Source organism: Paenibacillus taihuensis (assembly GCF_003386535.1).
GTDB classification, from domain to species: domain Bacteria; phylum Bacillota; class Bacilli; order Paenibacillales; family Paenibacillaceae; genus Paenibacillus_Z; species Paenibacillus_Z taihuensis.
In genome coordinates, this window is sequence record NZ_QTTN01000040.1 from 13,906 (window position 1) to 28,121 (window position 14,216).

General features: G+C 54.5%; 12 protein-coding genes. 5 read left to right on the forward strand and 7 right to left on the reverse strand.

Annotated elements, in window-relative coordinates; genetic code table 11:
- Nucleotides 1-12: 12 nt before the first annotated feature.
- Nucleotides 13-2,007, reverse strand: coding sequence for a glycoside hydrolase family 127 protein (locus A8990_RS24940; protein ID WP_245996198.1), 1,995 nt, complete (start codon nucleotides 2,005-2,007; stop codon nucleotides 13-15).
- Nucleotides 2,008-2,156: 149 nt separating this feature from the next.
- On the opposite strand from A8990_RS24940, the gene A8990_RS24945 reads away from it, so the two are divergent.
- Nucleotides 2,157-3,014: a helix-turn-helix domain-containing protein gene (locus A8990_RS24945; protein WP_181909770.1), complete on the forward strand. Its 858-nt coding sequence runs from the start codon at nucleotides 2,157-2,159 to the stop codon at nucleotides 3,012-3,014.
- Nucleotides 3,015-3,316: 302 nt separating this feature from the next.
- On the opposite strand, the gene A8990_RS24950 is transcribed toward A8990_RS24945, so the two are convergent.
- The 3 genes from A8990_RS24950 to A8990_RS24960 are packed head-to-tail and all read right to left on the reverse strand — an operon-like array spanning nucleotide 3,317 to nucleotide 6,325.
- The gene (locus A8990_RS24950) at nucleotides 3,317-4,333 is read right to left on the reverse strand and encodes an NAD(P)-dependent oxidoreductase (RefSeq protein ID WP_116191754.1); all 1,017 of its coding nucleotides are present in this window, start codon (nucleotides 4,331-4,333) and stop codon (nucleotides 3,317-3,319) included.
- 17 nt (nucleotides 4,334-4,350) lie between these two features.
- The gene (locus tag A8990_RS24955; RefSeq protein WP_116191755.1) at nucleotides 4,351-5,190 is read right to left on the reverse strand and encodes a DUF6807 domain-containing protein; all 840 of its coding nucleotides are present in this window, start codon (nucleotides 5,188-5,190) and stop codon (nucleotides 4,351-4,353) included.
- Nucleotides 5,191-5,203: 13 nt separating this feature from the next.
- The gene (locus A8990_RS24960) at nucleotides 5,204-6,325 is read right to left on the reverse strand and encodes a Gfo/Idh/MocA family protein (protein ID WP_116191756.1); all 1,122 of its coding nucleotides are present in this window, start codon (nucleotides 6,323-6,325) and stop codon (nucleotides 5,204-5,206) included.
- 183 nt (nucleotides 6,326-6,508) lie between these two features.
- Between A8990_RS24960 and A8990_RS24965 the strand changes: the two genes are divergently transcribed.
- Both A8990_RS24965 and A8990_RS24970 read left to right on the forward strand, forming a co-directional pair.
- Nucleotides 6,509-7,687 (forward strand): AraC family transcriptional regulator, encoded by a 1,179-nt coding sequence (locus A8990_RS24965; RefSeq protein WP_116191757.1) that lies wholly within the window; start codon nucleotides 6,509-6,511, stop codon nucleotides 7,685-7,687.
- A gap of 205 nt (nucleotides 7,688-7,892) precedes the next feature.
- A complete protein-coding gene (locus A8990_RS24970) occupies nucleotides 7,893-8,165 on the forward strand; it encodes a hypothetical protein (protein WP_116191758.1) in 273 nt (90 codons plus the stop codon).
- Between the two features lie 498 nt (nucleotides 8,166-8,663).
- Here the strand turns inward: A8990_RS24970 and A8990_RS24975 are convergent, their stop codons facing one another.
- Complete coding sequence (locus A8990_RS24975) at nucleotides 8,664-10,139, reverse strand: arylsulfatase (protein ID WP_116191759.1); 1,476 nt, start codon at nucleotides 10,137-10,139, stop codon at nucleotides 8,664-8,666.
- 130 nt (nucleotides 10,140-10,269) lie between these two features.
- On the opposite strand from A8990_RS24975, the gene A8990_RS24980 reads away from it, so the two are divergent.
- Nucleotides 10,270-11,310 (forward strand): formylglycine-generating enzyme family protein, encoded by a 1,041-nt coding sequence (locus tag A8990_RS24980; protein WP_116191760.1) that lies wholly within the window; start codon nucleotides 10,270-10,272, stop codon nucleotides 11,308-11,310.
- Between the two features lie 66 nt (nucleotides 11,311-11,376).
- On the opposite strand, the gene A8990_RS24985 is transcribed toward A8990_RS24980, so the two are convergent.
- Together A8990_RS24985 and A8990_RS24990 are read right to left on the reverse strand one after the other, a co-directional pair.
- Nucleotides 11,377-11,910: a chromate transporter gene (locus A8990_RS24985; protein WP_116191761.1), complete on the reverse strand. Its 534-nt coding sequence runs from the start codon at nucleotides 11,908-11,910 to the stop codon at nucleotides 11,377-11,379.
- Between the two features lie 30 nt (nucleotides 11,911-11,940).
- Nucleotides 11,941-12,579 (reverse strand): chromate transporter, encoded by a 639-nt coding sequence (locus A8990_RS24990; RefSeq protein ID WP_116191762.1) that lies wholly within the window; start codon nucleotides 12,577-12,579, stop codon nucleotides 11,941-11,943.
- A 220-nt stretch (nucleotides 12,580-12,799) separates the two neighbouring features.
- On the opposite strand from A8990_RS24990, the gene A8990_RS24995 reads away from it, so the two are divergent.
- Nucleotides 12,800-14,005 (forward strand): ROK family transcriptional regulator, encoded by a 1,206-nt coding sequence (locus tag A8990_RS24995; RefSeq protein ID WP_245996200.1) that lies wholly within the window; start codon nucleotides 12,800-12,802, stop codon nucleotides 14,003-14,005.
- Nucleotides 14,006-14,216: the final 211 nt, after the last annotated feature.

The window sequence follows — 14,216 nt, forward strand, 5'->3', positions numbered from 1 at the left end:
TGGAGAAATCCGCTATAGCCCGCTTGTTCTGATCCACACCGTCATTTCCCCGGTCTTCCGATTGCCCCAAAGATAATACGGAACCGCCCTCAGCGTTACAGAACTCGCCTCCTGCACTTGCTGCTGTGCAAGTGGACGATAAGGGAGATCCGGCTGCCATGACGCCATATTATCGACGCAGCCTTCGGCTTCGATGACGACTGCTCCGCCCATCAGTCCAGGATCGTAGGAGGAATGCAGCTTCGTATCCGCTTGGATAGTCAGCGAAGATAACAGGTCGCCATTATCCGCTTCCTCCAAGCAATACACGAGCGGACCGCGTTCGATAGCCGCTTTGCCCGCATTTGCCCGGATCGCCGGATTAGCCGCAATGAGCTGCGCCTCCAGACGCGGCTTCCATTCCGCCACGTCTCCTTCGGACCATGCTCGGGTGACTATCGCATATCCGTCTACCACTTCGTACTTCGCCGCCTGGCCGCCAATGATCATCTCCGCTTCGCCATAGCTCCAAGATGGAATGCGGAACGCGAGCGCAAGCTCAGCCTTTGGCGACTCCGTGACTTCCATCCGAACATAGCCTTCCCAAGGCAGATGCGATTCCTGCTTTAACCCCACTCGTCCTGCCGCAAGCTCGAAGCTCGCCTCGCTGCCGATAAATAAATTTGTATATATCGTATTGCGCTCGGCCGACGCCGTATAGATGTACTCGTTCAAGGAGCTGAGCAGTCGTGCCACGTTTGGCGGACAGCAGGAGCAGCCGAACCACTTCTGGCGCACTGCCTTCACATGATGGCGGGCCGGATTCAGCTTCGAAGCCTTCGGCCACACTTCCAGCGGATTGACGTAGAAGTAATGCTTCCCGTCCTGCGACATGCTGCCAATGACATTGTTATACAGCGCCCGCTCCATCACATCCGCATAGTCGCTCTTCGCCTCCAGCTGAAGCATGCGCTGCGCAAAGAAGATGAGCCCGATCGAAGCGCATGTCTCCGCATAGACCGTATCGTTCGGCAGATCATAATCGAACGTGAACGCTTCTCCGTGATGCGTCGAACCGATGCCTCCCGTAATGTACATCTGCTTCTTCGTCGTATTCGCCCATAGCCGGCGGCAAGCTTCAAGCAAGCTCGCATCGCCTGTTAACCTTGCGAGATCGGCCATCGCCGTATACATATAAACGGCCCGAACCGAATGACCGGTTGCCGTATCCTGCTCCCGCACCGGCTTATCCGCCTGATTGTACGCCATTTGCGCGACTGTCGGGATCGCAATTTTCTTGTTCGCCCAATGGCTGAAGCCGTCTCTCTGCTTGCATTCTTCCACGAGGAAGTTCGGCTCAGCTCCCCGCTCGTCAATGAAGAACTGTGCCAGCGCGAGGTAGCGCTCCTCTCCGGTTGCTTTGTACAGCTTGACCAGCGCAAGCTCAATCTCCTGGTGACCGTCGTACCCCCGCAGCTTTCCGGGTTCCGTGCCAAACACCTGGTCGATATAGTCCGCGAACTTGCATACGACATCGAGCAGCCTCCGCTTGCCCGTCGCTTCATAATAAGCGACCGCCGCCTCCATCATATGGCCTGCGCAGTACAGCTCATGCGCTTCGTGCAGGTTCGTCCAGCGATTGCCCGGCTCCTTGATCGAAAAATACGTATTCAGGTAGCCGTCTTCCTTTTGAGCAGCAGCAATCAGTTCAATCACTTCGTCCGCCGTCCGCTCCAGCTCGGAGTCGGGATGCTGAGCAAGCGAGTAGCCTACCGCTTCCAGCCATTTGGCAACGTCGCTGTCCTGGAACACCATGCCGCCATATTCCCCTTGCTCCATCCCCGCCGTAATCCGGAAATTCCGAATCGCGTAGCTAGGCTCCGCATCCGGAATCCGATCGTTCAGCGCCTCCCACTGATAAGGAATAACCGTCTTCCGCACCAATTCACGATACGAATCCCAAAATCTATCGCTGATCCGAACCTGCGGATCCTGCTTCCCCGTCATACCGCTTGCAGCTGCTCCCATGTGCTTTTCCTCCTGGAATCGAAATGACTTTTATATGACTTTTGACTATTTACGAATTCCAGTTTATCGTTATGAATTATAGGAAACTACGAATAACTCCAACACATTTTTTATAAAATATAACACTTAGCAGAGAGGATCGCATACGTATGAACGAGCAGCAGAAATTCGTATTAATGGAGATCCCTCCGGTTCCTTATTACATCACAACCGGATTAACGACACTGCAGCCGGGGGAGCAGCATCCGAATCGGCGGAACATCGGACTATTCGACCTGCTATGGGTCATACAAGGAACGCTCTATATTGGCGAGGACGATCAGGAATGGACGCTGACCAAAGGACAGACGCTGCTGCTGCTGCCGGACCGTTATCATTATGCGGTGAAGCCGTGCGATACGGAGACGGTATTCTATTGGACGCATTTTGATTTCAAAGGCACCTATCATTTGTCGGATACGTCGCTAGGCTCGGTTCATCCCGTTCGAAGCGCGTGGAACAATCCTTATATGATACGGATTCGGCAGTACGCCTCGCCTCCGCAATTCGAGATGGCCGAGCGGCATCTGCATAAGCTGCTTGCATCCGCGGGGGCTTATCGCTCCGAAGCATTCTGGAATGAGCAGCAGCTGTTCATGGAACTGCTGCATGTGCTGGAGGAGAGCTACAGCGGGAAGAGCGACTCTCCTGCTTTGAAGCTCGCGGAGCGGACCGAGGCGTTTCTGCGGCAGCATTATCAGAGCGATTTGACGAACGAGGCCATTGCGGATGCGCTGCATTTTCACCCGAACTATATTGTGCGGTGCATGAAAGAGGTCTACCGCTGCACGCCGATGGAATACTTGCACGAGTACCGGCTGGAGCAAGCCAAGCTGCTGCTCATCAAGACGGAGTGGAAGGTCGCGCAAATCGCGGAGCATGTCGGTTTCCAGTACGCGCCTTACTTCTCCAGCTGCTTCAAGCAGTACACCGGCATCTCGCCGCTGCGGTTTCGGAAGCAGTTCTAGGGCGTAGCGGCGCTTACCAGCGGTATGGAAAGAACATGAAGAAGGAGCCCTCTCGCAAAGGCTCCTTGCTCGAGAGTCTACATAGTAGGCTCCCTTAAGCTATAATGGATAAATCCACTCATTTTCTCCAAATTCGGCGATTTTGCTCGGCTATATTGGATTTATCCATTCATTTCCGGCAAAACAGGCCGATTTCAGCTGTTTTCGGTAGAAATGAGTGGATTTTTCCAACATAGACCTTAATTCTCCTCTCAAGAGTCCTTCCATAATGGATATTTCCATTTTAGGGTTTGAGAGGCACTTTATGCCGGCAGAAACTGCTGGAATAGCTGCTCTGCCCAGCGCTCGTTCGACTGAATGGTGCGGCCCGCATTATGAGGCGTATGCACGACATTGTGCCTGCCGAGCAGCTCGTCGGCGAGCGGCAAAGGCTCGATATCGAACACATCGGCAGCGAGGCTGATCTCGTCTTTCAGTACGCGCTCGCGAATCGCTTTCATATCGCAGACGTCTGCGCGCGTCACCAGCACGACCAAGCAGCCCTTAGGCAGCGCATAAATAAGCTCCGCTGTAATGAGGCCTTGCGTCTGCGGTGTCAACGGCACCATCGGCGCGAAGATCTCCGCATCTTGAACGAGCCGATCCAGATGCCATTCCTTGCGCGCACCCGTGCGGTGGAACGATGGCTCCGCAGCGAACGGATCCCATGCCGCAACGTCGGCGCCGAGCATATGAACGAAGCTCGCATACCGGGAAGCGATATTGCCTGCGCCAACGATTCGAATACGCTTGCCTTCGACTGTTCCGCTTGTGAAGTCGGGATTATCCCCGAACTGATGCCCTCTTCGCTTCGGATTATCGCCCGCCGGCTCATAATCCCACTCTTGCAAGCTTGTAATAATCTCGTGATGAGTTTGCGGAATACGCCGCAAGCCGCAAAGCGTCAAGGCAAGACCGAATTCGGACACGGACTGTCCCCAATAGCCCTCGCTCTTATGGCGGTACAGCTTCACGCCCGCTTCCGTGAGCACCTGCTGCAGATCTTCCGGAATTGTATGGTCATACGGCTGCGTGATAATGACCGCTTCCTTCAGGCTGCTGAACTCGCGCATCCCATCGGCAGTAACCGGCGCCATTAAGGACACCAATCTCGTCACGCTGCCCGGCTCCTCGATGAGCTGTTCCAGCGTGCGCGATTCCCCTCGTTCCAGACGCGTAAACTCCACCGCACCTTGCGCCGCAAACAAGCTATGGAAGCGGTCCGCTGTCCATGGCCACACGATTTCGAACGCAGGATTTACGACAATTACAGTTCTCATCTTCTCGATTTCCCTCCTTATAGGCTGGCGAACGATTGCCAGCTCGCATTCACAACATCGGAATCCGTGCTTCCGCAGAAGACGAGAACCCGGTACTTGGACGTGCTCACTTCTCCTTCAGCCAGCTGCCAAGCTCCGGCGATGCAGCGGCTTGGCGAGATGCCGAGCTGGCCGTCGACGCGCCAAGGGACGGGATGCTCCGCATTGCCAGGGTGATCCAGGAAGGCGATGCCGGCTTGATCTGCCCTGCCTTCAATCGGCATGCAGCAAGCGACCCAACGGGCACGCTGCCCTTCCGCTTCGCCGCCGATCCGGCCCTCGCTATTGATCGCCTGACCGCCGAACTCATCGCGGTATGGCATTCTTAGGAACAGGCCGCCATAGGCGTATTGTCCGAACGCGAGTGCTGTTACCGCCCGCAAAGACCAGACAAGATCCAGCTCGTAACGATCTCCATGATCATGGAGGCCCCAAGCCTGCGTTTCAACCAGCATCGGCTGTCCGTTCGGATCGAGCCATTCCGTCTCTACTTCCCAAGCGGCATAATGCGGTCCGACAATAATCGCTTGCAGACGCAGCGGATTGAAGCTGCCGTCCGTCGGCTTATTCCGAAGCCCTTCTTCCCAAAATCCGACCCCGTTCACATCGTTCAGCCCCACGTAAATGCCGTGCTGCCAAGGATGATGGGGAGGCGCATTCTCTGTCAGTACGCCGCCGCCATCCGGTGCAACGACCGGGTGAATGTACGGTCTCTCGCCAGGTTCCGCGCGCTGCTCGACGATCGGCTCAGACGTGCCGCCGCGAAAGATTCGGATGCATGTCTCCGTACTTTCCACGCTTAAAAAGGTTGGCTGCATCTTGGACTCCCCCTTACCTATTTGCGTTCTCCTTGCGGAATTCCGGCAGCTTCACAAGCTCGCCGCCCTTCATGGCGGACTCATGCGCGCAGATGCCCGCGCACGTCCAGTTCGCCGAAGCGTACACATCCGGGAACGCAGGACGCGCTTCCACGATGCTCATAATAAATTCATGCGCCATATGCGGATGGGAGCCGCCGTGGCCGCTGCCTTGCTTAAAGGATAAGTGCACATTCTCCGTCGCGTCGTAAACGCCCTCTGTCGTATACTTGCGAATGCCTTCCGGGAGCAGATGCGCGTAATCCGGCACATTCACACGCTCCGGCTGCTCGCCCTTGAATACGATCGGGGATTCTCCCTCCAGCTGCTGCCATTCAAAGCTCATTTTCTCCGCATAAACATCGAAGCTTTCCACATATTCACGCGACGTTTCGAACAAGGAACGGCTCACTTCCATCGCCAGCTCCGAATCGCGCAGACGGAACAGCGCCGACTCAACGGCGAACGGGGAACCGTACTTCTCAGTTAGATTATCGGCAATCCGGCCCGATCCTTGACAGGACACGTAGTCGGCATCCTTGCCAGCGAGCGCCAGAAGCGGACTTACAGCATGCGTTGCATAATGCATCGGCGGCAGCCCTTCCCAGTAGCCCGGCCATCCCGCCATCTCCTGATGATGCGCCCCGCGCAGAAACTGAATGCGGCCCAGCTTGCCCGAATCGCGCAGCTCCTTCACATAGAGGAATTCACGTGTGTACACGCAAGTTTCCATCATCATGTAGTTCTTCCCGGACGCCTCTTGCGCTTCTACAATCCGGCGGCATTCCTCCACCGTCGTCGCCATCGGGACCGTGCAAGCGACATGTTTGCCCGCTTTCAGTGCGGCAATGCTCAGCTCAGCATGGTTCGGAATCGGCGTGTTGATATGCACTGCGTCGATATTATCATCCTTTAGCAGTTCTTCAAAGCTTGTATATCTGACGTTAATGCCGAAGTGATCGCCGATCTGGTTCAAGCTGTCTTCCGATCGTTGGCAGATGGCATACATCTCAGCATGCGGATGATTGAGATAAATGGGGATAAATTCTGCTCCAAACCCTAGTCCGATAATAGCTACACGTACCTTCTGCTGCATGTGAGCATCCTCCTAATAGATACTTGCTTGCTAAATCGCTAACAAAACTAATTTTAAACCGGGCGGCAGAGGAAGTCGATGCAATTATTTCTTATAAAAATGAGATTTTTCACCACTACATAGTATAATAGATACTAATAAATATGATTTATTAGGGATTTCGTTAAAAATGGAGGGTTGCGAATGAGTTTATTTACATCTCCTAAACGCAAGCAGGTCGCACTGCTAATCGAAACCTCTAACGAGTATGCGCGCGGGCTGCTTGGCGGCATTAAGAACTACCTTCGGGAGCATGCTTCCTCGTGGTCAGTCACTTTAGGGGAGTACAGCAGGGGCAGCAACAATTTCGCGTGGCTGGATCATTGGAACGGGGACGGCATTATTGCGCGGATCGAAAATGAACAGACGGCGAGGTTCATCCGTGAGAAAGGGCTCCCTGCTATCGACGTGAGTGCTTCCAGAAGAATTCCTTCTCTGCCCTGCGTAGAGACGAACGACCAGTCCATTGCGGCAATGGCGGCGGAACATTTTCTGGAGCGCGGCTTCAAGCACTTTGCCTTTTACGGGGATTCACGGTTCAAATGGTCGGACCTGCGGGGAGAGGCTTATCAAGCGTATTTGCAGGCCCAAGGCTACGAGTGCCTCTGCTTCGAGATGCCTGCAGATGCGGCGCATGAAGAGTCTTGGCATTCCAGCAGTGAAGAGCTGATCCGCTGGCTGAAGGAGCTGCCGAAGCCAGTTGGGATTATGGCCTGCTACGACATCCGTGGACAACAGCTACTGGAAGCATGCCGTTATGCCGGTGTTGCCGTGCCGGATGAAGCAGCCGTTATTGGGGTCGATAATGACGAGCTGCTGTGCGAGCTGTCTACTCCTCCGCTGTCGAGTATTCAGACGAACGCCTTGAAGACCGGCTATCTTGCCGCGCAGCTGCTCGAACGGATGATGGCGGGCGAGACGATCGAAGAGCCGATTAACTTGATCGAGCCGATCAACATTCAAGTCCGGCTATCCTCCCACGTGCTTGCCGTCGAGGACAAAATGGTGTCCGACGTCATCCGCTTCATCCGCGATCACGCGCATGAAGAGATTCAAGTGCAGCATATCCTCGACCAATTCTCCGTATCCCGCCGCGTGCTGGACAGCCGATTTCAGAAGGCGCTCGGGCGTACGCCGCATGATGAGATTTTGGCGGTGAAGCTGAATCACGTGAAGAAGCTGCTCGTCGATACGAAGCTCAACCTGGCGACGATTGCCGAGCGTACGGGCTTTAAGCATACCGAGTATATGAGCGTCGCGTTCATGCGCGCTACCGGAATCCGGCCAGGGGAATACCGGAAGAACAAAGGCGTCGTGCGGTAGTCGATGGCGCTTGCTCTGCGAGTGTGATTGCGAATGCGACTGCGCTTGAGTGATAAACACTTGTGCTTATGCGATCCGATGTATTTCCGTTCGGAAAGGTCCTTCTTTATGTGAAATAGTCACTACTCCGAAGCGAGGCTATCCTGCTATTGTTGCCCTAAAGCACCTAATTTGCTGGGAAGCGACGAGGTTGGGAGAGAGACTAATGAAGAATGTGAAAATCGTCTTTGCTGAGCCGAATGAAGTTGTTGCTAGGGCGCAGGAATGGCGCTACCCGACGTTTGCAACGCCGAACGCCAAGCATTCCATCCAGCGGAACGTGGACATTATTTTCGGACTCATCCGCGACAATAAGCTGTCGATCGATCCACTGCTCAGCCACATCGTCTCGCCGGACGAAGCGCCGGTCGTTTACGACGGGCTGCGCAACCGCAAGGACGAGTACTTGGACGTCGTGTTTGATTGGCGGGACGTATAAAATTGTGCAACCCAGTTCAATTGATGTGAGCTGGGTTTGTTTTATGCGGAGCCTTCGTCACGAGGAGTACCAACTGTCTCTCGCCTCCGCGCGCCATGCTATTCGGGATATTGCTCACTGAGAGAGAGGATAAAGCCTCTGTCGGGGGGCGATTTCAATTGTATTGAGGTTGCGGGGTTGCGGGGTTGCGGGGTTGCGGGGTTGCGGGGTTGCGGGGTTGCGGGGTTGCGGGGTTGCGGGGTTACTCGGGTTACTGGGGCTGGTCCGTTTAGTTGGTGGGGTTGGCAGAGAGTAGCTTAGTTTGATAGCCGCCAAAGCAATACTGAGAGTCGGATTTCCCGACTCTCAGAGTGAATTCGAGTTAGTTTTGATGCTGAGAGTCGCGTATTCCGATTCTCAAGCTGCATTCGAGGGTTGTTCCTGGTCTGTGACGTACTGAGAGTCGGATTTCCCGACTCTTAGCCCACCCCCGCGCCGCGCCCAGGCCGCGTCTGCCCCTTAATGCACCTGCCCAACCAAATGGCTCAGCACATTAAGTGGCGTGCATCCAACAATAAGCCGAGAGCCGTCCGAATAGCCTTCCTCTCGGCCTTTTAGCTCGCTGATCAACCGACCTCGCCACAGCTCCAGCTGCTGCCGTCTCTGCTCCTGCTCCGCTAGATTGCACAGCTCCTGCGGATCATTTTCCAAGTCGAATAGCTGCTCTTTGCCCGTTTGCGAGAACCAGATGTACTTGCGCTTCCCATCCGTCAGATAGTGGTAAGACCGCTCGCCGAAGCTATGTTCCCCATGAATATACGCTCGCCACGCCGCCGGGTCCGCCTCCTCTGGCTGAGCAAGCGGAATGACGCTCATTCCGTCGACAGTACGCGGAATCGGAACACCTGCCGCATGGAGCAGCGTCGGCATAATATCCTGCAGCTCGATGACCTCTTCGACCAGCTTCCCCTTCTTCAAACCAAGCGTACCGGTCGGATCGTTCAATATAAAAGGAACCTTCGCGCTTCCTTCATACGGCAGCCTCTTCTGGTATAGCATGTGATCGCCCATCAGGTCGCCATGATCCGATGTGAACAGAATAATCGTATTATTCCGTACTCCATATTCGAATAACGCATTCAGAAGTCGCCCGATTTGATGATCGATATGGGTAATCAACGCATAATAGGCAGCTAGCGACTTATGCCGCATTCGCTCATGCACGATGCCGCGGCCGGTCGTCGGATTCAATCCTTCGCGGCTGCTGTCGGACCGATCCACCCAATCGCCTATCGGCGGCTGAGGAAGCTCGATTCCATCGTATAGATCCAGATAAGCTTGCGGCGGATCGAGCGGAGCGTGAGGACGGACAAAAGACGTCCACAAGAAGAACGGCTTGCCCGGATCGCGCCTGCGCAAGAAGTCGATCGATTGCGATACAGCCCAGTTCGTTGGATGCAGCGACTCATCCAAATGCCAAGGCCGCGCAACCGTTGAGGCGTTGCAATCGAGTCCGTTATCCATAATATCTACGCCACTGCCTGCTCGTTCACGAAGCCAGTTCAAATAATCGTCGCACTGATCCCACCATCCCAGCGGAGTCGTCGCAGAACGATCGCGATTGTAATGCATATAACCGTCATGCAGCACGACGTTATGGAAGCCGCATAGATTGCGGGTCGGATACACATGCATTTTGCCAACGCATTGCGTATGGTAGCCGGCAGCGGCGAATTCTCCGGCAATGGTATGCTCGTAGTCCCAAGACACTTTATCCTGATAACCGACTCTGCCATGATGCTCCTGCTTCATGCCGGTCATGATTGCTGCTCTTGCCGGGACGCAAGAGGGCGTTGCCGTATAAGCACTCGTATAGGCCGCGCCATTCCTCGCCAAATTGTCCAGGTTCGGGGTTTCAATAACGGGGTGCCCCAAATAATGCAAGAGGTCCCCTCTCATTTGATCAACTGTAATTAACAAAATATTCGGCTGCATCCAGACATCCTCCCACTTTGCTCGTAATCTAGCTTTATATTACCTGTTTATCTCTAAAACTACGATAATGCCGTAGTAATACATGTATAATGGCTTCAAACGCTGCTAGCGAAAAAGGAGCCTATCGAAAATGGACCTCACATCCAGCACGATCCAAAACGAGAGTCAGCAATCATCCGATCCAATTCAACCTTGCTGCGCAGCTAAGCGGAGCGAAGCAAATTTGCAAACTCCCCAAGATGCGCAAACGCAAGCTTCAATAAAACTCGAGCCCCGATTTAAAGCTGCCCGACCATCTGACGCCGAGCGCGATGGTATTCAGACGATGCTCTATATGGCAGGCGGCTCGTTCCTGATGGGAACGGACGATCAAGAAGGATTTCCCGGCGACGGCGAAGGCCCGATCCGGGAAGTGACGCTGGACCCATTCTATATCGACCCTTGCGCGGTCAGCAATGCCGAGTTCGCCCGTTTCGTCGATAAGACAGGCTATGTAACGGAGACGGAACAATTCGGCTGGTCGTTCGTCTTTCACGCCCTCGTCTCTCCCGAGACAGCGAAGAAGGTCGTCAGCGCCGTTCAGAGCACGCCGTGGTGGTGGGTTGTACAAGGCGCGGATTGGCGGCATCCGGAAGGACCCGATTCCGATATTGCAAGCCGGCTAAACCATCCCGTCGTTCATGTCACATGGAAAGATGCCGAGGCATACTGCCGATGGGCCGGCAAACGGCTCCCGACCGAAGCGGAATGGGAATACGCCGCGCGCGGTGGACTCGTGCAGAAGCGGTACCCATGGGGCGACGAATTAAAGCCGGACGGCGAGCACCGCTGCAACATCTGGCAAGGGAAATTCCCGACGAAGGACCATGCGAGCGACGGCTACGCAGGAACCGCGCCGGTAGACGCTTACCTCCCCAATGCTTACGGGCTTTACAGTGTATCCGGCAATGTGTGGGAGATGTGTTCGGACTGGTTCCATCCGAGCTTTCACGTCACAGGAGCTCGTCATAATCCGAAAGGTCCGGCCAAGGGAACGTCGAGATCGATGCGCGGCGGCTCCTTCCTCTGCCACAAATCCTATTGCAATCGCTACCGTGTGGCAGCCCGCAGCTCCAATACGCCCGACAGCTCCAGCAGCAACATCGGGTTCCGGTGCGCGCGCAACGCCTAACGAAATAAGGTTGTCGGACGAAGGAACGGGACACACGCTTTGCCCGCCTTGATCTGACAACCTTTTTTAAGTGTAAATAACGATGCCTGCCACTCCTGCAGCTGCAATGACAGCAAGAGGATGCAGTTTATACCGTGTAAGCAGCACCAAGCAGCCGGCACAAATCACTAATGTAGAAACCGTCGTCCATGTAAATCCTTCTTTGCCGCTCAGGAATCCGAAATGCAGCGCCGCATAAGCGATCATCCCCGTAATGATCGGCCTTAATCCGTACAGCGACGACTTGATCCACTTGCTCCCCTGGAACCGGAAAAATAATGCCGACAGCAGCACAATGATCGCCAGCGATGGCAGTACCATGCCAAGCGTTGCGGCAATGCCGCCTGGAATGCCGGCTGCATCATAGCCGACAAGCGTTGCCGTGTTCGTCGAGATCGGCCCTGGCGACATGCCCGCCATCGCGACCGCTTGCTGGAACCGCTCGGGCTCGAGCCAGCCATGCGCCTCGACCTCATATTGAATCATGGGAATAACCGCATAGCCGCCGCCGAACGATACACATCCGATTTTGAGAAAAGTAAAAAATAATTGCCATATCATATTCGCTCACCCCGCTCTGCTCTGTTCTGCTTAGATGTAATACTCAGGAGCGAAGAGCTCCTGCGTGCTAGGATGCGAAGGTATTTTATCCATATTCGTGCGTTGTCCGAGCAGTTCCTTGCCCTTGATAATGGCGATGCCGGCGAATAGACCGATCAAGATGATATAGATCGGATTGAGCTTGAATACCACCTGCAAGAGGACGGTCGCAATTGCCACGCCGGCCGTTGTCTTGTCAATAACAGCCGCTTTCGCCATTCGGTAAGCAGCCATCAGAATGAGCGCGATAACTGCGCCGTGAATGCCTTTCAATGCCGCGACCAGCTTCGGATTCGTTCCGAAGAACACATACGCCAGACTCAGCGCAATTACGATTAGGAGTGCCGGAAGCGTAACGCCAACGATGGATGCGATCGCTCCGGCAATGCCGGCTTTGCGGTACCCGACGAACACCGCCGAGTTGACGCCTACGCCACCGGGCGCGCTGCCTGCGAGCGACATCATGTCAGCAAGCTCCGCCTCATCGAGCCATTGGCGCTTGTCTACGACCTCTCGCTCGATGATCGGGATCATCGCGTATCCGCCTCCGAATGTCGATGGCCCTATCTTCGTAAATACAGCGAACAGCTCGCCGCATACTTTCAATTGTTGTCTCCAATCTCGCTGCATGACCGATCAACTCCTTATAGCTCTATCATATCACCTTTATTCCATTTTGGATTTAAGTATTTCGTGGAATTACGTATCAAATCATTTTATGCCCATTATATAGGGACTTAATGAATAGTATTCCGATAAATAAAATCTATTTTGGATTTAAGTCCGATGCGATATAATGAATCCAGATGCAATCAACCTTCGAACTTAAACGGATAGGCAGGGATAGCCCTTGAACCTTATAGATAGCCGAGTTCCCACACCTAAAGAACGGATCTATTCCCGGATCGCAGACAGCGGCGGTACGGTTTCCAAGGCCGAGCTGCTTGCAGCAGACCAGCTGACGAACAGTACGCTGACAAGGCTGCTCGACGACCTCGTATCCGAGGGACTGATCGTCGAAACCGGCTTCGGTCCCTCGAACGGCGGACGCAAACCGATCCTTTACCGCATCAATCCCGATTACCGGTATATCATCGGCTTGGAAATATCCCGCTTCTCCTCGACGCTCGGGTTGTTCGACATGGCGCTCAATCCGAAGTCGCTCGTCCGCTGGTGGATGGATGAGAGCATGAGGCCTGATGCGCTCGTCGCCCATGCCTCCGGCATGATCAAGAGCTTGATGCGAGATCACGGCATCGGCGCCGAGCAAATTTTGGGCCTCGGGATCGGCGCCGTTGGTCCGCTCGATCGGGATCGGGGCATCATTCTGCGCCCCCTCTATTTCGCTGCAGAAGGATGGACGAACGTTCCGATATGCAGCATGTTCGAACAAGCAACAGGCCACCGCGCGATATTGGAAAATGGGGCGAATGCCGCGCTTATGGGTGAGATCGGCGCAGCGCCTGAGCCAAGAGCCGAGCATGCGCTCTACGTGCACGCCGGCGTCAGCTTGCGGGCCGCCATGATGACGAACGGCCGCATCGTCCATGGCAAGTACGACACCGAAGGCTCGATCGGTCAAATGATCGTTCATTCGGATGGTCCGCGGCTGCATGAGAACGGCAATTACGGCGCACTCGAGGCATTCTGTTCCGTGCCGGCATTGGAGCGCCAGGCGCGTACGAATGCGAAGCGAGGTGGATCGTCGCTGTGCGAACGATACGGCGTGGTGCCTGAGCGCATAAATTATGAGATCTTGGTAAAAGCTTTGAACGATGGCGAACCGTCGGTGCAGCAAGCTTTTCACCAGGCGGCTGCATATCTCGGCATTGGACTTGCCAATCTGATCAACCTGTATCATCCGGAGCTCGTCCTGCTTGGAGGCGCCCTGATGAATTCGAGCCCGGACTTCTATCGCATCGCGACCGAGACTGCGCTCAAGAATACCTTTTACGCTCCTGACTACACGCCCCGCTTCTCCAAGGGAAGTCTTGCGGAAGACGCCGTGGTGACGGGTGCAGCATTGAATGTGAGGAAACGATTGGAAATCGACTGATAGATATAGCTTGTTTGTTTGTGATAAAGCGATTGCTCATTCGGGGCAATCGCTTTTTTTGTGTTCCGATGCGACGTGACGCGAAATGCTGTCCCTCTATCCGCCAACACCTTCAAATTTTTTTGTTGTCCACCGTTGCACATTAACTGTTTATTATATATACTGTTTACATAAATAACTGTTTATAACATAATCAGTTGTAAAATGGAGG

Coding starts and splice junctions, on each gene's coding strand:
- A8990_RS24940 (WP_245996198.1), bottom strand. CDS start 2,007: ATGGGAGCAGCTGCAAGCGGTATGACGGGGAAGCAGGATCCGCAGGTT.
- A8990_RS24945 (WP_181909770.1), top strand. CDS start 2,157: ATGAACGAGCAGCAGAAATTCGTATTAATGGAGATCCCTCCGGTTCCT.
- A8990_RS24950 (WP_116191754.1), bottom strand. CDS start 4,333: ATGAGAACTGTAATTGTCGTAAATCCTGCGTTCGAAATCGTGTGGCCA.
- A8990_RS24955 (WP_116191755.1), bottom strand. CDS start 5,190: ATGCAGCCAACCTTTTTAAGCGTGGAAAGTACGGAGACATGCATCCGA.
- A8990_RS24960 (WP_116191756.1), bottom strand. CDS start 6,325: ATGCAGCAGAAGGTACGTGTAGCTATTATCGGACTAGGGTTTGGAGCA.
- A8990_RS24965 (WP_116191757.1), top strand. CDS start 6,509: ATGAGTTTATTTACATCTCCTAAACGCAAGCAGGTCGCACTGCTAATC.
- A8990_RS24970 (WP_116191758.1), top strand. CDS start 7,893: ATGAAGAATGTGAAAATCGTCTTTGCTGAGCCGAATGAAGTTGTTGCT.
- A8990_RS24975 (WP_116191759.1), bottom strand. CDS start 10,139: ATGCAGCCGAATATTTTGTTAATTACAGTTGATCAAATGAGAGGGGAC.
- A8990_RS24980 (WP_116191760.1), top strand. CDS start 10,270: ATGGACCTCACATCCAGCACGATCCAAAACGAGAGTCAGCAATCATCC.
- A8990_RS24985 (WP_116191761.1), bottom strand. CDS start 11,910: ATGATATGGCAATTATTTTTTACTTTTCTCAAAATCGGATGTGTATCG.
- A8990_RS24990 (WP_116191762.1), bottom strand. CDS start 12,579: ATGCAGCGAGATTGGAGACAACAATTGAAAGTATGCGGCGAGCTGTTC.